This window comes from Roseateles sp. AC306 (assembly GCF_979253795.1).
In genome coordinates, this window is the sequence record NZ_CEEDEB010000012.1 from 96,432 (window position 1) to 115,243 (window position 18,812).

At 67.4% G+C, this 18,812-nt stretch carries 17 protein-coding genes; 14 read left to right on the forward strand and 3 right to left on the reverse strand.

What is annotated here, in order from left to right; all coding sequences use genetic code 11:
• Window positions 1–73: 73 nt before the first annotated feature.
• The 7 genes from AC0IZJ_RS20795 (at window position 74) to AC0IZJ_RS20825 (ending at window position 6,415) form a co-directional block, all read left to right on the forward strand.
• Window positions 74–2,929, forward strand: coding sequence for a peroxidase family protein (locus AC0IZJ_RS20795; RefSeq protein ID WP_471853340.1), 2,856 nt, complete (start codon window positions 74–76; stop codon window positions 2,927–2,929).
• 16 nt (window positions 2,930–2,945) lie between these two features.
• Window positions 2,946–3,185 carry a DUF1653 domain-containing protein gene (locus tag AC0IZJ_RS20800; protein WP_471853342.1) on the forward strand — a complete coding sequence of 80 codons (240 nt, stop codon included), beginning with the start codon at window positions 2,946–2,948 and terminating at the stop codon, window positions 3,183–3,185.
• A 26-nt stretch (window positions 3,186–3,211) separates the two neighbouring features.
• A complete protein-coding gene (locus AC0IZJ_RS20805; RefSeq protein WP_471853344.1) occupies window positions 3,212–4,660 on the forward strand; it encodes a C13 family peptidase in 1,449 nt (482 codons plus the stop codon).
• A 12-nt stretch (window positions 4,661–4,672) separates the two neighbouring features.
• Complete coding sequence (locus AC0IZJ_RS20810) at window positions 4,673–4,933, forward strand: hypothetical protein (RefSeq protein WP_471853345.1); 261 nt, start codon at window positions 4,673–4,675, stop codon at window positions 4,931–4,933.
• A 79-nt stretch (window positions 4,934–5,012) separates the two neighbouring features.
• The gene (locus AC0IZJ_RS20815) at window positions 5,013–5,303 is read left to right on the forward strand and encodes a hypothetical protein (RefSeq protein WP_471853347.1); all 291 of its coding nucleotides are present in this window, start codon (window positions 5,013–5,015) and stop codon (window positions 5,301–5,303) included.
• 24 nt (window positions 5,304–5,327) lie between these two features.
• Window positions 5,328–5,867 (forward strand): hypothetical protein, encoded by a 540-nt coding sequence (locus AC0IZJ_RS20820; RefSeq protein WP_471853349.1) that lies wholly within the window; start codon window positions 5,328–5,330, stop codon window positions 5,865–5,867.
• 95 nt (window positions 5,868–5,962) lie between these two features.
• Window positions 5,963–6,415 (forward strand): GNAT family N-acetyltransferase, encoded by a 453-nt coding sequence (locus AC0IZJ_RS20825; RefSeq protein WP_471853350.1) that lies wholly within the window; start codon window positions 5,963–5,965, stop codon window positions 6,413–6,415.
• Here the strand turns inward: AC0IZJ_RS20825 and AC0IZJ_RS20830 are convergent.
• Genes AC0IZJ_RS20830 through AC0IZJ_RS20840 form a run of 3 tightly spaced genes read right to left on the reverse strand, consistent with a single transcriptional unit; the run spans window position 6,412 to window position 9,558 of the window.
• Window positions 6,412–7,026: a M15 family metallopeptidase gene (locus tag AC0IZJ_RS20830; protein WP_471853351.1), complete on the reverse strand. Its 615-nt coding sequence runs from the start codon at window positions 7,024–7,026 to the stop codon at window positions 6,412–6,414. The two genes, AC0IZJ_RS20825 and AC0IZJ_RS20830, sit on opposite strands and share 4 nt — an antisense overlap.
• On the reverse strand, window positions 7,023–7,931 hold the full coding sequence (locus tag AC0IZJ_RS20835) for a LysR family transcriptional regulator (RefSeq protein ID WP_471853353.1): 909 nt from the start codon (window positions 7,929–7,931) through the stop codon (window positions 7,023–7,025). Before AC0IZJ_RS20835 ends, AC0IZJ_RS20830 begins: the two co-directional genes overlap by 4 nt.
• A gap of 43 nt (window positions 7,932–7,974) precedes the next feature.
• On the reverse strand, window positions 7,975–9,558 hold the full coding sequence (locus AC0IZJ_RS20840; RefSeq protein ID WP_471853355.1) for an ABC transporter substrate-binding protein: 1,584 nt from the start codon (window positions 9,556–9,558) through the stop codon (window positions 7,975–7,977).
• A gap of 486 nt (window positions 9,559–10,044) precedes the next feature.
• Between AC0IZJ_RS20840 and AC0IZJ_RS20845 the strand changes: the two genes are divergently transcribed.
• The 7 genes from AC0IZJ_RS20845 (at window position 10,045) to AC0IZJ_RS20875 (ending at window position 18,811) form a co-directional block, all read left to right on the forward strand.
• Window positions 10,045–13,029, forward strand: a complete 2,985-nt coding sequence (locus AC0IZJ_RS20845) for a hypothetical protein (protein WP_471853357.1) — start codon at window positions 10,045–10,047, stop codon at window positions 13,027–13,029.
• A 15-nt stretch (window positions 13,030–13,044) separates the two neighbouring features.
• Window positions 13,045–13,929 carry an alpha/beta fold hydrolase gene (locus AC0IZJ_RS20850; protein ID WP_471853358.1) on the forward strand — a complete coding sequence of 295 codons (885 nt, stop codon included), beginning with the start codon at window positions 13,045–13,047 and terminating at the stop codon, window positions 13,927–13,929.
• A 165-nt stretch (window positions 13,930–14,094) separates the two neighbouring features.
• Window positions 14,095–15,147, forward strand: a complete 1,053-nt coding sequence (locus AC0IZJ_RS20855; RefSeq protein WP_471853360.1) for a homocysteine S-methyltransferase family protein — start codon at window positions 14,095–14,097, stop codon at window positions 15,145–15,147.
• 101 nt (window positions 15,148–15,248) lie between these two features.
• Window positions 15,249–15,752: a hypothetical protein gene (locus AC0IZJ_RS20860; protein ID WP_471853362.1), complete on the forward strand. Its 504-nt coding sequence runs from the start codon at window positions 15,249–15,251 to the stop codon at window positions 15,750–15,752.
• A gap of 1 nt (window position 15,753) precedes the next feature.
• Complete coding sequence (locus tag AC0IZJ_RS20865; RefSeq protein ID WP_471853363.1) at window positions 15,754–16,422, forward strand: PspA/IM30 family protein; 669 nt, start codon at window positions 15,754–15,756, stop codon at window positions 16,420–16,422.
• Window positions 16,423–16,459: 37 nt separating this feature from the next.
• On the forward strand, window positions 16,460–17,086 hold the full coding sequence (locus tag AC0IZJ_RS20870) for a YqiJ family protein (RefSeq protein WP_471853365.1): 627 nt from the start codon (window positions 16,460–16,462) through the stop codon (window positions 17,084–17,086).
• Window positions 17,087–17,104: 18 nt separating this feature from the next.
• Window positions 17,105–18,811 (forward strand): flotillin family protein, encoded by a 1,707-nt coding sequence (locus AC0IZJ_RS20875; protein ID WP_471853367.1) that lies wholly within the window; start codon window positions 17,105–17,107, stop codon window positions 18,809–18,811.
• Window position 18,812 lies beyond the last annotated feature (1 nt).

Here is an 18,812-nt window from a genome sequence, read left to right on the forward strand (position 1 = left end):
TCGGGCCGACTCAGGATTGACGCTGCGCCGCCCGGCTCGCTATGTTGCGCGAAGAATCACTGAGGACATAGACATGAAGCCCTGCCTGACCGCGCTGCTCTCGCTGGCGCTGCTGCTGACCGGCTGCGTCAGCACCACGCCCACCGCCGGCCTGGAGGACACGAAGAACTGTGCCGCCATGGTGGCGGGCGGCTTCCGCAAGGTGGCCGACGAGCGCAGCGAGCGCTTCAACGGCAAGGTCGGCGAGGCCGTGGCGCGCTGCCGGGGCGGCGACAAGGCCGCGGCCTTCCGCCCAACGCCGTATGTCGACTGGTCCAACTACTGGGCCACGGGCGACCGCAATTCGCTGCTACCGGGCACCAGCGGCGTCGGGAGTCATCTCGGCGCCAACGGCCGCGGCGTGGACGGCGCGCTGCTGGACCTGGAATACCAGCGCATGGAACTGATCAAGTTCAACCTGTTCGACAACTCGGGAACCTTCGCCGACTACGCGCGCGGCCGCGACGGCGTGGACGGCCCGGCCATCAAGACCTGGCCCTCGATGCGCCTGCCCGCCAGCTCGCCCTTCTACGCGGCCGTGGGTGGCGACGGCCCGCAGCTCTGCCAGGGCGACCTGATGCGCTGGCGTCAGCTGAGCGGCATCTGCAATGACCTGATCAACCCCGGGATGGGCGCCAGCGGCGCGCTGTTTGCGCGCAATGTGCAGTTCGAGGCGACCTACCCCGACATCAGCGACGACACGCTGGCCCGCAACCGCCATGGCAACCGCCTGTCCCTGCTGCAACCCGACCCGCAGCTCATCAGCCGCAAGCTCTTCACCCGCGCACAGAGCGACCCCGCCAAGTGCCGCGACGGCCAGGGCCTGCCCGGCGCGGCGACCGACGCGAACTGCGACTACCAGAAGGCGCCGTTCTTCAACGTGCTGGCGGCGTTCTGGATCCAGTTCATGACGCACGACTGGTTCATGCACATGCAGGAAGGCCACAACGACGACAGGCCGAATCAGTGGATGCCCGTCGGCTGCGCAGGAGATGCCGCCAAGCTGGGCTGCCGGCCGGGTGACCGCATCGACCGCAGCTTCGTCGCCGAGGGCAACGCGCCGCCGCGCTACACCGCGGCCGACGGCAGCACGCCACTGGCGCGCGCCTACCGCACGCATGCCAACAACACCACAGCCTGGTGGGACGCCTCCCAGATCTACGGCTACGACGGCGTCTCGCGCCAGCGCGTCAAGCGCGACCCGGCCGACCCGGCGCGGCTGCTGCTATTGCCCGGCAAGCGCGGTGGCGCCGGCGAGGCGCTGGGCCAACTGCCCGTTTTCGCCCCCGGCGACCCCATCAACCCGCAGTGGGCGGGGCAGGGCACTGCGGCCATGCCGGACAACTGGAGCATCGGCGTCGGCTTCTATCACACGGTCTTTTCGCGCGAGCACAACGCCTTTGTCGCCGAGTTTCGCCGCCGCGCGGCCGCTGCACCCGACGACGACTCGGGCCTGCGCGACCCGGCCGCGCCGGCGGCGGTCATCCGCTACCGCGACGTGTCGCCCGACGTGCTCTTCGAGGTGGCCCGCCTCGTCGTCGCCGCCGAGATCGCCAAGATCCACACCATCGAATGGACGCCGCAGCTGCTCTACGGCGAGCCGCTCAACCTCGGCATGAACGCCAACTGGGGCGGCCTGTTCGACGGCACTCGCTGGGTGGAGAACGCACTGGAGGCCGTCGTCGTGCAGAACTTCGGCAAGAGCAGCGACGCGAAGAAAGCCGGCCAGTGGTACTCGGCGCTGGCCTCGGGGCCGGGCATCTTCGGCCTGGGCGCGCGGGTCTACACCAGCGACCGCTTGTTCGCCCGCCACGACGCGACGAAAGACGACATCTGGAACCTCGCCAACCCCGAGCATGTGAACGGCGGCGTCAACCACTTCGGCTCGCCGTTCAACTTTCCCGAGGAGTTCGTCAGCGTCTACCGCCTGCATTCGCTGGTGCCCGACCTCATCGAGCTGCGGCACTGGGACGCCGACCCCAACCGCATCGCCGCCAAGGTGCCGGTCATCGAGACCTTCCGCGCCAAGGCGACCGGCGCGTTGGCCGAGCAAGGCGCGGCCGACTGGGCCCTGTCCATGGGCCGCCAGCGCCTGGGCCTGCTGACGCTGGGCAACAGCCCGGCCTTTCTGCAGAACCTGCCGCTGCCGCGCCTGCAGAGCAGCACCGGCAAGATCGATGTGGCCGCACTCGACCTCATTCGCGACCGTGAGCACGGCGTGCCGCGCTTCAACGAGTTCCGCCGCCAGTACGGCCTGCGCCAGCTGACGAGCTTTGACGACTTCATCGACGCACGGTTGCCGGCCGACTCGCCCGAGCGCACCCGGCAGGCCAAGGTGATTGCCGACCTGCGCAGCATCTACGGCCAGCACACCTGCGACGCCAGCAAGCTCATCACGGCGGCGCAGAAGAACCTCGACGGCAGCCCCATCAACGACTGCCTGGGCAAGCCCGACGGCAGCCTGGTCGACAACATCGAGGACGTGGACACGGTGGTCGGCTGGCTGGCCGAGTTCACGCGACCGCATGGTTATGCGATCTCGGAGACGCAGTTCCAGGTCTTCATCCTGAACGCATCGCGGCGGCTGTTCAGCGACCGCTTCTTCACCAGCAGCTTCCGGCCCGAGTTCTACGGCAAGCTGGGCGTGGAGTGGGTCAACAACAACGGCCCCACGGCCAAGCAGTTTGAGCCGCGTGAGAGCAACGGCCATCGCGTCGAGGTGTCGCCGTTCAAGCGCGTGCTGCTGCGCACGGTGCCCGAGCTCAGCACCGAGCTGGCCGGCGTCGTCAACGCCTTCGACCCCTGGGCGCGCGACCGAGGTGACTATTACGGCCTGGGCTGGCAGCCGCGCAAGGGGGCGGAGAGCGACGCGGCGTTCAAGCAGCCTTAGCGTGTCCAATGCGGGCATGAGCGAACACGACCTGCCCGCACTGCCCCACCTGGCCCCCGGCCGCTATCGCCACTACAAGGGCGGCGAATACGAGGTCATGGCCGTCGCCCGCCACAGCGAGACGCTGGAGGCCTTGGTCGTCTACCGGCCGCTCTACAACGACAGCGGCTGGTGGCTGCGGCCCTATGAAATGTTCACCGGCACGCTGGAGGTGGATGGCGTGGTGCGCCGCCGATTCGAGCGCATGGCTGGCTAGGATGAGCGGCAGGGAGGACTTGGCGAATGGATGAAGAGACGTCGGTGCCGGGTGCCGGTGCTGATCTGCCTCGGTTGTCGCCGGCGGTCGAGGGCGACGCCGTGCGAGGCCGCCTGGCCTGGCTGCGCGAGGGAGGCCGGATGCTGGCGTTGCGGTCGCCTCGGTGGGAAGGCCTGGAGGCACGGCCGCTGACGCTCGCGGCACTGACGCTGGCCGGCTATCCGCTGGCGCTGGTGGTCCAGCGGGCGCTGTTGGCGGGCGAACCGAGGTTCATGTGGCACGGCATCCTCAGCGGCTGGGTGGGCGTTGCCGTGATCGCCTGGCTGTGCTGGGTGGTGGCAAGGTCGGGCGTGAGAACGGGCGCTGCGGCGGTCAGCCCGGCGACGCTGTTGGCGGTGTCGAGCGGCGCATGGCTGGCGCTCAATCTCGGCGGTAGCGCCGTGCTGCTCGCGCTGCGGGCGGTGCTGGGCCCGGGAGAAGACTGGCCGGCTGCACTGGCCTGGACGGTCTGGCTGATGCCCATGCTCTGGGCCTGGCTCGCGCAGGTCGTGCTGCTGTGCCGGGTGGCCGGCCCCAGCCCGGCGCGCGCTGCGGCGCTGCTGTTCACGGCCATCCCCCTGGTCGTGGGCGGCTGGCTGGCGCCGGTCACCTTCTGGTGGTCCGAGCCGCAGGCCGACGACGAACCCCGCTACGCCGGCCTGCCGTTGACTGACGAGGTCGTCAGCGTGCAGCCGCAGCTGCTTGTCGACGCGCTGGAGGCGCTGCAACCGCCGCGCCCCGACCGCGTGAATGTCTACGGCCTGACCTACGCGCCGTACGCTGCCGAGGACGTGTTCATGCGCGAGAGCGCCGTCGTGGCCAGGACGATGCGCGAGCGCTTCGGTGCGGACGGCCGTCTCGTGGAATTGGTGGCCAACCCCGCCACGGTCAAGACCCTGCCGTGGGCCACGCCGCTGAACCTGCACAAGACCATCGCCCACCTCGCCACCGTGATGGACCGCGACCGCGACGTGCTCTTCCTGCACCTCACCTCCCACGGCGGTGCAGACGGCAAGCTGGCCAGCAACACCTGGCCCTTGCAGACCGAGGAAATGACGCCCCAGTTGCTGAAGGGCTGGCTGGACGAGGCCGGCGTGCGCTGGCGCGTGATCTCGGTCTCCGCCTGCTACTCGGGCAGCTGGATCGCACCGCTGGCTGGCGACGGCACGCTGGTGATGACGGCGGCCGATGCCGACCACACCTCCTACGGCTGCGGCAAGCGCTCCGAGCTGACCTTCTTCGGCCGGGCGATGTACGAGGAAGCGCTGCGCAAGACCTGGTCGTTCACGGAAGCCCACGCCCGCGCGCGCACGGTCATCGAGGTGCGGGAGCAGGAGGCGGGCAAGAGCGACGGCTACTCGAATCCGCAGATCAGTGAGGGGGCGAGCATCCACGGCGTACTTCAGCGGCTGCAAGCTGAGCTGGCTGGCCATTGAGGAGCGCGTTGCTTGGAGGAGCTGTTGAGCTTTGCGGTGTGGGTGGCGGTTGAGCTGCTGCTGATCGGCACCGGCCGTGCGGTCGTGTCGCTGGCCACCTTCGGGCGCTGGCGAGGCGAGCAGCTCGGCTCTGGCGAGGGCCGCGTCTACGGCATGGCTGGCGCGCTCTCTTTCAAGCGTGACGGCCGACGCGTCATCACGCGAGTAGGCCTGTTGCTGGCTGGGCTGGCTTTTTATGTCGTTTCAGCCGTCGGGCTGGTCGCGTGGGCATAGTCAATGCCCACCAAACGCTTGCGACGGTTGCTCCGGCGTTGTCCGGCAGCGGCTCTCGTCTAACGAATGGAGCACTTCAATGAAATCCTATGCAGCCATCGCGTGCCGGGTGGTACGCATCCTTGGTCACCCGAACAGCGGCTGGTCCCCGGCCGATCCTGACGACGACAACGCGCTCGAGATTGAGTTTCGATTCGATGTCACCGACGATGGAAACAAGAATTTCCTGCTTGTCTGCCAATCTTTGGATGGGCGCTTTGCCGCAGACTCATGGCACGAAACCGTGCAAGAGGCTCTCGCCTGCGTGGAAGAGACATATGGCATCGCGCCATCGGAATGGGTCATGCACGACTCCATTCCTCAGCGCTGAACGCCGCTCCTTTCCATTGCACACATGATTGATCACCAGCAAGCAAATTCACTCGCCAAGGCAGCGCTCAAACTTTGGGGAGCCGGGCGCCTTGAGGAAGCGGCGGATGGGTACTTGCGCGCCATTTCACTGCTCAAAGGCAAGCAGCCAGGTTGCGAGTATTTCCATAGCTCGCTTGCAGGTGTACTCACGGATCTGGGCCGGCACAGCGAAGCCGCTGCGCACTACGAGAAGGCGCTGAACGCTGAATTGGCGCGGGCGAATTCCGAGGCCGATGTCGGCGTGAAGATGGCGCGCTATTCGTTGGCCGTGCATCTCACCCGTCAGGATCAGGCTGGCCGAGCGTTTGACGTTTTGGCCTCCGCACTCGATGCGTTTCCCAATGACTGGCTCATTGGCGCAGCTCAGGCGCAACTGCTCTTCGCGCTCGGGCGTCGCGCCGAAGCACGGGCTGCGGCTGAGCTTGCGATTGCAAATGCGCATTCGGGCGAAAAGAAGGAAGAGCTCAAGGAGCACTTGAAAACGGTGCTCGCTGAGCGCAATGGCCAAGGGTCGAACACATGACATCGAGATCTGAACGCATGGACAGGTCAATTTCTGAAGCCCAAGCGGATACGCACGGGGCTTGCGATCAATCCGTAGCGCCGTTCCGCCTGCCCATGCACAGCATTGACTTTGAATCGCCCGACCAGCCCGAGGTCATCGCCCTCATCGCCGAGTTGGATGCCTACCAGGACTCCCTCTACCCGCCCGAGAGTCGGCATGCGCTGGACCTCGCATCGCTGACCCAGCCGAACGTGCTGTTCGCCGTGGCCCGTGATGCTGCTTTGCAGGCGGTGGGCTGCGGCGCCGTCGTGATGAGTGCCGAGTCCGGTGAACTCAAGCGCATGTTCGTCAGGCCGGCGGCGCGCGGCCGGGGCGTTGCGCAGCGCTTGCTCAGCCAGCTCGAAGCCGAGGCGGTGGCGCGCGGCTGCCAGCTGCTGAGGCTGGAGACGGGGCCTTATCAGCCCGAGGCGCTGGGCCTGTACGGCCGTTGTGGCTACGAGCGCTGCGGGCCGTTCGGTGGCTATGCCGACGACCCCTTGAGCGTCTTCATGCAGAAGCGGGTCTAAAGCACCCGCGGCAGATCCCGCCTCACCGCGACGCGGTCGCCGAAGTCGAAGTGCCACCACTCGGTGCTGATGCCGTGGAAGCCCGCGGCCCGCATTGCCGCGCGCAGCCAACCGCGCTCGATCAGGTGCTGCGCCGTCAGTGTGCCCAGCGCCAGATGCTCGGCCTCGTGGTCGGGGTGCGAAGCCAGCGTCATCTCGTCGAAGCCACTGCCCATGTCGACTTCGCGGCCGGCAGGGTCGAGCAAGGTGATGTCTACCGCCATGCCGAAGCTGTGGATGGAGCCCCGCTCGGGGTGGGCGAGGTACATGGTCAGCGGCGTGCCCTGCAGCTCGTCCCACAGGCGTTGCTGCACGCGTTGTGGGCGCAGCGCGTCCAGCACGAGCAGGCGGTAGCCGGGGCGGCGTTCGTGCAGCCAGGCGGCGGCTTGCTCCAGCGCAGCGGCGGCCTCGCGGCGCAGCCAGGCGCAGTCGATGCCGGCGTAGACGGAATGGCCGACGAAGTTGTCGGCCGTCGCGTAGCGCAGGTCGACGGCGATGCCGTGGGCCAGGCCGGCGAGGGGACGGAAGTCCGGGTGGGCGGCGATGTCTTCGATCGCGATGGAGGGTGTCACGCCGACCCCGCCAGCCCGGCCAGATGCGACTGCGCCGCCGCCGTGATGAAGCGCACCAGCCGGCGCGAGGCCTGGCCCAGCGGCGCGCTGGCGGCGGTGAGCAGGTGCAGGTTGACCGGTACCGTCGGCGTCAGCGGGCGCACGCGCAGCCGGGTCAGGTCGGCGCTGGCGGCGGTGAAGGGGTCCACCAGCGTCATGCCGACGCCGGCCTCGACCAGCGCGCGCGCCAGCTGGTAGGTCTGCACGGTGATGCGGCTGGCGAGGGGTTGGCCCAGCGCCTCGCCCGCGTGATGCAGCAGGCCGGCGAGCGGGTCGTCGCTTTGCAGGCCGACGATCTCGCTGCGGATGTCGGCCAGCCCCAGCGGCCCGTCGCCTTCAGCCTCGGGGCTGCCGAGCGGGCACAGGGCGACCATGGCGCCGCTGGCGATGGTCTCGGCCTTGATGCCGGGGTGGTGCGGGTCCTGCAGCGACAGGGCCAGGTCAGCCTCGCCGAGCAGCAGCGCGGAGACGATTTCTCGCGTGTGGTGCGTGGCCAGCGAGCAACGGGAGTTGGGAAAGGCCTTGCACCAGGGTGTCATCGCGGCGGGCACGATGGCCATGGCGACGGCGGGTGTCGCCACCAGACGCACCTGCTCGCTCTCGCCGAGCTTGAGGTTGGCGGCCAGGCGGCGGATACCGACGAGGTCGCGGTTGAGCTTGTCGATCTCGACGAACAGGCGCTGCGCCTCGGGTGTCGGGTAGAGCTTGCCGCGCACGCGGTCGAACAGCGGCATGCCGAGCTGCAGCTCGCAGTGCTGAAGCACCTTGGTGACGGCGGGCTGGGAGATGTGCAGCAGTTGGGCGGCACCGCTGATGGTGCCGGCCTGCATGATGGCGTGGAAGACTTCGATGTGCCTCAGGCGCATCTGTCAGCCCCCCGGCCCAGGAAGTCACCACGGCCGCGACGCGTCATTTCCGGTACACGCCCTCAAAGTCCACCGACCCATTCGGCGCCATCTTGAAGCCGACCACATCCTTGCGAATCGGGATGTAGACGGTGGAATGCGCCATCGTGATCCACGGCCGCTCGCGCTTGAAGATCTCCTGCGCCTTCTCGTACAGGGCGATGCGCTTTTTCTGGTCCGGCGTGGCGCGGGCCTCGTCGATGAGCTTCTCGAACTCGACATTGCAGAACTTGACGCCGCTCTTGTTGGCCGCGCAGCTCAGGTTGGGCGTGAGGAAGTCGTCCGCGTCGCCGGTCTCGCCGCTCCAGCCGCTCATGTAGACGTTGTGCTCGCCGTTGTTGGCGCGCTTGAGGTACTCGCCCCACTCGAAGGTCTTGATGCTGGCCTTGACGCCGATCTTGGCCCAGTCCTGCTGGATGAGCTGGGCCATCAGCTGGCCGTTGGGGTTGGTGGGGCGCTGCACGGGCAGGGCCCACAGGTCGATCTCGAAGCCGTTGGGGAAGCCGGCCTTGGCCAGCAGCGCCTTGGCCTTGGCGGGGTCGAACTCGTTCTTCAGGCTCTTGTTGTAGCCGGGGATGGCGGGCGGGAAGGCGCTGACCGCCTGCGTGGCGTCGCCCCGCGGGAACAGGGCCTTGAAGATGGCGTCGCGGTCGATGGCGATGTCCAGCGCCTCGCGCACCTCGCGCTTGTCGGTGGGCGGCTTCTTCAGGTTGAAGCTCAGGTAGGAGATGTTGAGCGCCTGTATCTTCTCGATGCTGACGTTGGCGTTGCCGGCCAGCGAGGAGACGTCGACATCACGCAGCGCTGCCGTCACATGGCACTCACCGGCGGCAATCTTCTGCACGCGCACATTCGGTTCGCGGCTGATGCTGAACACCAGGTTGGTCGTCGGCTGCTTGCCGCCCCAGTAGTCGGGGTTGGCCGTCATGCGCAGCACGTCGTCCTTGGCGTAGCTCTTGAACATGAAAGGCCCGGTGCCGACCGGCTGGACGTTGATTTGCGACGCCTGGCCGGCCTTCAACAGCTGCTGCGCGTATTCGGCTGACTGAATGCCCGCCCAGCCAAAGGCAAAGTTTGCGACGAAGGTCACGTTAGGCTGACGGAGCCGGAAACGAATTGTGCGGTCGTCGATTCTGTCGATGCCTTCGATCAATTTCGCCAAGCCCAGATTTTGCGGATAGACGAAGTTGACGGAAAAAGCCTTGTTGAACGGGGTGGTTGGGTCAATAAAGCGCTGGAAGGTGAAGAGCACATCGTCGGCATTGAAGTCGCGCGTGGGCTTGAACCAGGGGGGGCTGTGGAACTTGACGCCCTCGCGCAGCCTGAACGTGAAGCTCTTCGCGTCTGGCGAAATCTCCCAACTCGTTGCCAGCTTGGGAACCAGCTCGGTCGTCGGCCGCTTGAAGCCCAGCAGGCCGTCGAACATCTGGCTGGCGACGATGTTCGTGCTGGCGCTGTCCCACATCCCGGGGTCGAAGCCTTCCGGACTGGCGTCGGCGCAGTAGATCAGGGGCTTGCCCTGAGCCAGTGCGGCCGGTGCACCGCAAAGGGTCAGGAGGGCCAGCAAAGCGGGGTAGAAAGGCTTCATCGCTTGAGAAGTTGCTGAGCGCCTGGGCGCGAAATAGTGGGCATTGTTGGGGACGGCGACCCGTCAGCAAGCTACGCCAGAATGGGACTGCATAACGCCAACTTATACCGCCGCGCGAAAGCGCGCCCGTAACGTTTGGCCACGGGGGCTGCAACAGCCGCCACCAGAATCGCCGCTGTCCCCCTTTTGTATGCCCGCATGCACAGTCACTGTGCTGCATAGGATCGCTTTTTCATGACAGACGCTCAACGCCGCAAGTTCCTTCAATATTCAGCAGCAGTGAGCGGGGGGCTGCCCCTGATCGGTTGCGGCGGCGGCAGCAGCCCAGCCCTGACCGAAGCAGCGGCCGTGCTCCCTGGCGCAGAGGCGACCGCCGCGCCCAAGCCGCCGGTCCCCGCGTCGCCTCCGCCGCCCCCGCCGCCGCCGGCACCTCCGCCCCCGGCGCCCGCGCCGCCAGGGCCCGCACTGGGCATCTTTGCCGGCCTCATGCAATTCAGTCTGCTGAGCAGCAAGACCCAGTCCAGGGCGCCGTACTGCCTTGGGTATGCCTTCCGACGTGGTGACATCCCTGCCGGCAGCAGCGTCGGCGCGAGCATCAGCGGCATGCAGGTCATTTCACGGACGACCTGGCCCGACGGCTCGCTGAAGTTTGCTCAGCTGGCCGGTTTGGTCGACCTGACAGCCGGCACCGTGCTGGAGGTGCGCCTGCGCCGCATTGATCCGGTCACGCCGGGCACGCCGCTGGGGATCGCCGACCTGAAGAAGACCGGCATCACCGCCGAGTTCGGCGCCGGCGCCCTCGGCTCGGCCAGCTTCGGTGCGGCCGACTGGGATGCGCCGCAGACCACCTGGGTCAGCGGCTCGCAGATGTCGTCGTGGATCTTCCGCAAGCCCTTCGGCAGCGACCCTCACCTCGTGGCATGGCTGGAGGTGCGCCTGTTTGCCGGCGGGGCGGTCGAGGTGCTGCCTTGGGTGGAGAACGGCTACCTGACCGTGAGCGGCCCGACCAACAAGTCGGCCACCTTCGTCTTCACGCTGGGGGCGCGCCAACGTTTTTCGTCAGCCATCGATCTGCCTCACCACTGCCGCACGCCGCTCATCAGCGGCACGGCGCTGTCCCATTGGCTGGGTGACGATCCCGGCGTGACGCCGCGCCACGACGCGGTCTATCTGCAGGCCACCGAGCAGGTGCCGACCTACAGCACGCGCGTTGCCGCCACTACGGGGGCGGCGCAAGGCCTCGCCACCACCTTCGCGCCTTTGCAGAAGTGCAACCTCCTCTACGACGGCGACAGCATGCCGGCCACGGGCTACCAGGAGCCCATCGGCCTGCTGCCCCAGCATGACGTGCTCTATCTGACCAGCGACGTTGCCGAAAACTACGCCGCCGTGGTGCGCAATGGCTATGCCGCCGGCCGCTACCCGATCCACTACCGTGACGAGAAGACGCAGCGGCCGCTGCGCTTCTCCAGCCACCCCAATCTGGTGCTGCACCCGAACTCCCCGGTGCGTGATATTGGCAGCGGTGGCGGCACCACGCCAACCGTCGCTGGCACCCGCCCGCCGGTCTGGGACTGCGCGCACAGCCCCTCGGTGGGTTATATGGCTTACTTGGTGACGGGCCGCTGGTACTTCATGGAGCAGGTCCAGTTCGCGACGACGATCAACTTCCTGACCAAGGACACCGGGTCCAAGCAGCGGCGCGGCTCGCAGAACCTGACGCAGACGGACGTCGGTGCCTGGCAGACCCGGTCCAGCGCCTGGGACATGCGTTCGCTGGTGCAGGCGCTCGCCGTCACACCGGAGAGCGACAGCACGCTTCACGCCGAGTTCCGTGCCTCGGTCGAGGCCAACATCCAGTTCTTCCACGCCGCCTATGTGGCCAAGCCCAACAACCCCTGGGGCTGGGTGCTGCCAGGCGAGGGCTACGACAACATCCTGCGCATCGGCGCCTCCTGGCAGCAGGACTTCGTGACCGCCGTGTTCGGCTACACGCTGGCGCTGGGGCTGCCGATCTCTGCAGACAACACCAGCAAGCTGGCCGCCTTCTTCCGCTGGAAGGCGCAGAGCGTCATCAGCCGCCTCGGGCCGTCCAATGCCTTCTGGTACATCAATGCGGCACCGTACACCATGGTCATCAGTCCGGCGTCGCGGCCCGACTACGAGAACGGCACCGGCCCCTGGTACCCCACGGCGGCCGAGGTCTATGCCGCCACCTACCTCGTCCGCCCTGTCTGGCTGGGTGCGGTGGAAGGGAAGCTGGCCTGTGAGTTCTATCCGGGCGAGCGTTCCTTCTGGGGCAATCTGATGCCTGCCATTTCTTACGCCGTGCGCCATGGCGTCACCGGCGCACTGCCGGCGTACAACCGCGTGATGCAGGCGAGCAACTGGCCCGTGTTGCAGGAGGCCTTCACCCGCGCGCCGGTCTGGGCGGTGGCACCGGCGCGCTTCATGCCGGCCTGGCTGGCCAACAAGCCGCTCAACGAGTGGTTTGAGATTCCCGGCACGGCGGGTGCGGGCGGTGCGGCCATCGATGCCTTCAGCGGCATGGCCTTCAACGAGATCAGCAACGAAATCCTGATTGCGGCAGCCGGTGGGCACAACGACTCGGCCGACAACCGTGTCGTTTCCCTGAACTTGACCGCCGACGCGCCGAGCTGGAAGTTGCGCCTGGCGGCCAGCAGCAGCACTGCGCGCGACGTCGCCTACTACGCTGACGGCAAGCCCGCGTCCCGGCATCTGTACAGCTCGCTGCATTTTGTGCCCCAGGTCAACCGGCTGATGCTGTTCGGCGCACGAGCCGTCTATGGCTCCGCGGTGGACTACGCCAAGGTGGACGGCTTCAACCTCGACACGAATACCTGGGACCCGGCCGGCACCTGGCCAGACGCGCCTGCTGGCACCTATGGCGCGGTGGTGAACCGCAGCACCGGCGAGGTGATCAGCACGCAGCTGACGAAATGGTCACCCCAGACCAAGGCCTGGAGCTACGGGCTGACCCAGCGGAGCGACGACGTGGTGCGCTGGCCGATCGCCGTGGATACGAAGCGCAATCAGCTGTTCACGCTGCAATGGGGCGACGGCCAGGGCTACGACCCCTTCCGCCTCAGCGCCAGCCGGGCACCGCTGGGTGCAGGCAAGCAGCAGAGCGTGCGCTTCAACCCCGGCGCTGCGCTCGACCAGTGGCTTGCCGAGCAGCCCAGCTATGCCGCGCTGGACTACGACGCCGACAACGACCGCTTCCTGTTCTACGCCGGCCAGGGCACCTCGGCCGGTCGGGTCTACGTGATCACGCCCAATGACAGCAATGTCTGGGACATCAGCCTCTTCAAGTTCGGAGCAGGCAGCATCAAGCCGTCGGCGGTCGGCATCGGCGGCGTGCACAACCGCTTCCGCTACGTGCCCGCGCTTCACGGCTTCGTGCTGCTGGCCAATAGCGGCAGCAACCTCTACTTCCTGCGCACCGCCTGACAGAATCGGTCCACCATGTGGACCGGCTTCGAATCCTTGAACGTGCAGCGTGACGGCGTCACGTTGTTCGCCCGCCAGGGCGGCCCGCTGGACACCGGCAGGCCGCCCTTGCTGCTTTTGCACGGCCACCCTCAGACGATGGCGATGTGGCACCGCGTGGCGCCGGTGCTGGCGCAGACGCGCCGCGTCGTGCTGATGGACCTGCGCGGCTATGGCGACAGCGACCGCCCGGCAGCCGGCGAGGGCAGCGCGGCTTACGCCAAGCGGGAGATGGCGCTGGACGCCGTGGCGCTGATGCAGTCGCTTGGCCACGCGCGCTTCGCCGTGCTGGCCCATGACCGCGGTGCCCGCGTCGCGCACCGGCTGGCGCTGGACCACCCGGGCGCCGTCACGCGGCTGATGCTTCTGGACATCGCGCCCACGCTGGCCATGTACGAGGGCACGACCGAGGCCTTTGCGCGCGCCTACTGGCATTGGTTCTTTCTCATCCAGCCGGCGCCGCTGCCCGAGCGCCTGATCGAGGCCGACCCCCTCGCCTATCTGCGCGACGGCATGGGCCGCCGGGGCGGCAGCTTTTTCTCGCCAGACGCCTGGGCCGAGTACGAGCGCTGTATCGCCCGGCCCGGAACCGCCGCCGCCATCTGCGCCGACTACCGCGCCGGCGCCGGCATCGACCTGACGCACGACCGCGCCGACCGCGACGCTGGCCGGCGCGTCACGCAGCCGCTGCGCGTGCTGTGGGGCGCCAGCGGTGTCGTCGGCCGTTGCTTCGAGCCGCTCAAGCTCTGGCAGGCTGCGGCTGAGCACGTGACCGGCCGCGCTGTCGACAGCGGCCACTACATCGCGGAGGAAGCGCCCGACGTGGTGCTGGCCGAAGCTGAATCCTTCTTCGAGGACTGACAAGCAAAAAGATTGCCGTGATCACCGGCGACCCAGCTCGGAGAGGCCATTGCCCGAGCTGCGTCAAGGGTCTTGGCGCGTTGATGCCTGCCGTAGAAATGCTCGCAAGTCAGGCTTTCTTGCGCGTCAACGGCTCACGCGCCAAGAGCCAGCGAAAATCACGGCATGAAGCCGATTGCCTACACCCGCGCCAAAGACCTGCCCGCCATCCTTCAGCAACGCATCGCCGTGCTCGACGGGGCGATGGGCACCATGATCCAGCGCTACAAGCTCAGCGAGGCCGACTACCGCGGCGAGCGCTTCAAGGACCATCACAAGGACCTGAAGGGCAACAACGAGATGCTGATGTTCACGCGGCCCGACGTGCTCAGCGAGATCCACGAGCAATACCTCGCCGCCGGGGCCGATCTCATCGAGACCAACACCTTCGGTGCCACCTCGGTCGCGCAGGAGGACTACGACCTCGCCGGGCTGGCCTACGAGATGAACGTCGAGGCAGCCAAGATCGCTCGCGCTGCCTGCGACAAGTTCTCGACGCCCGACAAGCCACGCTACGTGGCCGGCGCCCTCGGCCCGACGCCGCGCACCGCGTCCATCAGTCCCGATGTCAACGACCCCGGCGCCCGCAATGTCGACTTCGACACGCTGCGCGCGGCCTATTACGAGCAGGCCAAGGCGCTGCTGGAAGGCGGCGCCGACGTTTTCCTCGTCGAGACCATCTTCGACACGCTCAACGCCAAGTCCGCCATCTTTGCGTTGGACGAGCTGATGGAAGACACCGGCGAGCGCCTGCCCGTCATCGTCTCCGGCACGGTGACCGATGCCTCCGGCCGCATCCTGTCCGGCCAGACGGTGACCGCCTTCTGGCACTCGGTGCGCCACGCCCGCCCCATCGCCATCGGCCTGAACTGCGCTTTGGGCGCGACGCTGATGCGGCCCTACATCGAGGAGCTGTCCAAGGTCGCGGGCGAGGTCGCGGTCAGCTGCTACCCCAACGCCGGCCTGCCCAACCCGATGAGCGACACCGGCTTCGACGAGACGCCCGACGTGACGGCGCGTCTTGTGGGCGAGTTCGCCAAGGCAGGCTTCCTGAACATCGCCGGCGGCTGCTGCGGCACGACGCCCGACCACATCGCGGCGATTGCCAAGGCCGTGTCGGCCTACAAGCCGCGGATCAGTGGGGAGAAGTTCTTCAGCCAGATGCTGGACGCCGCCTAGCTGGCCATCGCCCGTTCTGCGCCCGTGAAGACGGGCTGTTGACAAATGAATTCAAACGAATACATTCGCGTTCGTTGGAACTCATTTGAAGGCGGTGCCGCATGGCGACGCAGACGATCACGATGGAGCCGCTGTCGGCGCGGATTCCCAGCGACTTGTATTTATGGCTGGCGCAGCTGCAGGTGGACGGCGCCACGACAAACAGCGACAAGCTGCGCGTGCTGCTCGGCCAGCTCAAGCGCCAGCATGACGGCGCATTCGATTACGTCGCTGCCCACGGCTGGGCGCGGGAGCTGACGCACCGGCTGCGCGAGGCGCTGGTGCGCATCGAAGGGAGCGAGGGGCGGCATTCCGAGGTGCTGAACCTGCTCGTCGAGCAGGTCACGACACTGATGGCGCTCGTCATCAGCAGCGCGCCGACGTCGGCCGACGAAGCGGCGAAGCTGGAAGACTCGTTGGTGCGCCGCGCCGCGCTGCTGAGTGAATCGCTGCTGCGCCAGGCCACCACCGGTGGCGCGCATGCCTTCGACCCCGAGGTGGTGAAGCGCCACCTGACCGCCACCGTCGAGCTGGCCTCGACCCTGACCATGACCAAAGGAGCCTGAGATGGCCGATTCCCTGAAGACCCGTGTGGGCCGCGTCATTGCCGGTGGCATGCACGCGCTGCTGGACAAGATCGAGGACCTCAACCCCCACGCTGCCATGGAGCAGGCCATCCGCGAGGCCGACGGCGTCATCGACGACGTGCGCCACGAGCTGGGCCTCGTCAGCGCCAACCGCCACTTGGCGCAGCAGCAACATGCCAAGCTCAATCGCAGCCATGAAGCACTGAGCGATCAGATCGCGCATGCCTTGGCCGATTCTCGCGAAGACCTGGCCCGAGCCGCCGTGTCGCGCCAGATCGACATCGAGGCGCAGATTCCCGTGCTGGAAACGACGCTCGCCGACCTGGCCCGCCAGGAGCAGGAGCTGCAGGGATTTACTGCGGCGCTGCTCGCCAAGAAGCGCGAGATGCAGGAGGCGCTGGCCGAGTTCCGCAAGAGCCGCGCGGCGACGGAGTCTGCCGCGCAGCCGGTCGGCCAGTCGAACGTGGAGCAGCGCCTGGGCAAGGTGACGGACGCCTTCGACAAGATCTACCAGCGCCAGACCGGCCTGGACGGCACGCAGCAGGCAGGCAATCTGGACCAGGCTGCGCGCCTGAGCGAACTGGAGCAATTGATGCGCGACAACAAGATCGCCGAACGCATGGCTCAAATCAAGGCTGGACAAGCGTGACACTCCTGCCCGTCCGCAACTCCCAGGGATTGCTTCGATGAACCTCTTTACGTCGCCCGAGACCATGCCCTTCGGCGTCGCCGTGGCGCTCATCGTGGCCATCGCGTTGCTGGAAGGCCTGGGCATGCTGGTTGCGCTCAGCCCCAGCAACGTCATCGACGACTTGCTGCCCCACGCGATGCCCGAGTCCGGCCTGGACCGCGTGCTCGGCTGGCTGCACCTGGGCCGCGTGCCGGCGCTGGTGTTGCTGCTGCTCTTCCTGCTGGGCTACGCGCTGTTCGGCTATGCGCTGCAGAAGGTGGCGTTCAACCTGCTCGGGGGCTTTCTGCCGGCGTGGCTGGCCGGGCTGCTGGCGGTGCCGCCGGGGCTGGCGACGGTGCGCGGCCTGGGCTCGTTGGTGGCTCACATCATTCCGCGCGACGAGACCAGTGCCGTCAGCGAGCAGTCGCTGGTGGGCCGCGGCGGTGTCGTCAGCGGCGGTGCGGCGCGCCGCGGGCTGGCGGCGCAGGCGCGGGTGCGCGACGCGCATGGCCGCGTCCACTACCTGATGGTCGAGCCCGACCTGGACGACGAAGTGTTCGAGGAAGGCGCCCAGATACTGATCGTGCGCAAGCTGGGCGCGTTCTACCGCTGCATCGCGAACCCGCATCCTCATCTGATCTGAACGGAGGGACTTCAAAAAATGGACAACGTCATCGAGATCACCGGCATCGCCGGCATTGCACTGGTCGGCCTGCTGACCATCGGCTTCGTCTTTGCGCGGCTGTACAAGCGCAGCACCAAGGAGTTGGCCTTCGTGCGCACTGGCCTCGGCGGCCAAAAGGTCATCATGGACGGCGGCGCCATCGTGTTGCCGGTGTTCCACGAGCGCGTGCTCGTCAACATGAACACGCTCAAGCTCGAGGTGCTGCGTCGCGAGCGCGAGAGCCTCATCACCAAGGACCGCATGCGCGTCGACGTGACGGCCGCCTTCTTCGTGCGCGTGAAGCAGACGGAGGAAGCCGTCAGCACGGCGGCGCAGACGCTGGGTTTGCGGACCATGAGCCCGAACGAGCTGAAGGCGCTGGTGGAGGACAAGTTCGTCGACAGCCTGCGCGCCACCGCTGCGACCATGACCATCCAGGAGCTGCAGGACAAGCGCCGCGACTTCGTGCAGGCGGTGCAGAACGCCGTTGCCGAGGACCTGGAGAAGAACGGTCTGGAGCTGGAATCCGTCTCGCTGACCAGCCTGGACCAGACCGACAAGCAGTTCTTCAACCCCAACAACGCCTTCGACGCCGAGGGCCTGACGCGCCTGACCGAGCAGACCGAGGCGCGCCGCAAGCAGCGCAACGACGTCGAGCAGGACACCGAGGTGCAGGTGCGCACCAAGAACCTCGAAGCCTCGCGTCTGAAGCTGACCATCGAGAAGGACCAGGAGTTCGCCTCGCTGACGCAGAAGCGCGAGATCGAGATGGCGAGGGCCGAGCAGTCGGCGCAGATCGCGTCCCAGCAGGCCGAGCGCACGCGTGAGGCCGAGACTGTGAAGATTGAAGCCGAGCGCCAGGTGGGCCAGCGCCGCATCGAGGCCGAGCGCGAGATCAAGGCGGCGGAGATCGAGAAGACGCTGGTCATCCAGACGCGCGAGATCGAGCAGGAGCGCCAGACCGAGATGAAGCGCGCCGAGCAACGCAAGCAGGTCGAGATTGCGCGGCAGGACACGCAGATCGCGATTGCCACCAAGTCACGCGAGCAGTCCGAGGCCGACGCCGCCGCCAACCTCGCGCGTGCCGAAGCCGTCAAGGCCGAGGAAACCGTCAACACCGCGCGCCAGGTGGCCGTGGCCGAGCGCGACAAGGCGATTCAACTGATCGAGGCGAGCAAGGACGCCGAGCAGAACGCCATCGCGGTCAAGGTGTCGGCTTCCGCCGAAAAGGAAGCCGCGATCGACCGCGCCGAGGCGCTGACCATCGAAGCCAAGGCCAAGCAGGCCGCGGCCATCGCCGAGGCCGAGGGCCGCCGCGCGATCAACGAGGCGCTCAACACGCTGTCGGCCGCGCAGGTCGAGCTGCAGGTGCGCACGCAGCTGCTGCAGCAGTTGCCCGCCATCCTGGCGGAGGCGGTGAAGCCGATGGAGAACATCGAATCCATCCGCATCGTTCAGGTGAATGGCATGCCCGGCCAGGGCGGCGGCGCGGGCGAGGGCGCGGCGAACAACGGCGCGACCTTTCCCGAGCAGGTCATGAACTCGGCGCTGCAGTACCAGATCGCCAAGCCTATCGTCGACGCCGTCATGCACGACGCCGGCCTGTCCAACCAGGGCATCACCGGCATCGCGCAGAACCTGGCCGGGCTGCTGAAGCCGGCGCCGTCCACGGCGGTCGTGCCGGCAGCGCCGCCGGTTCAGTGAA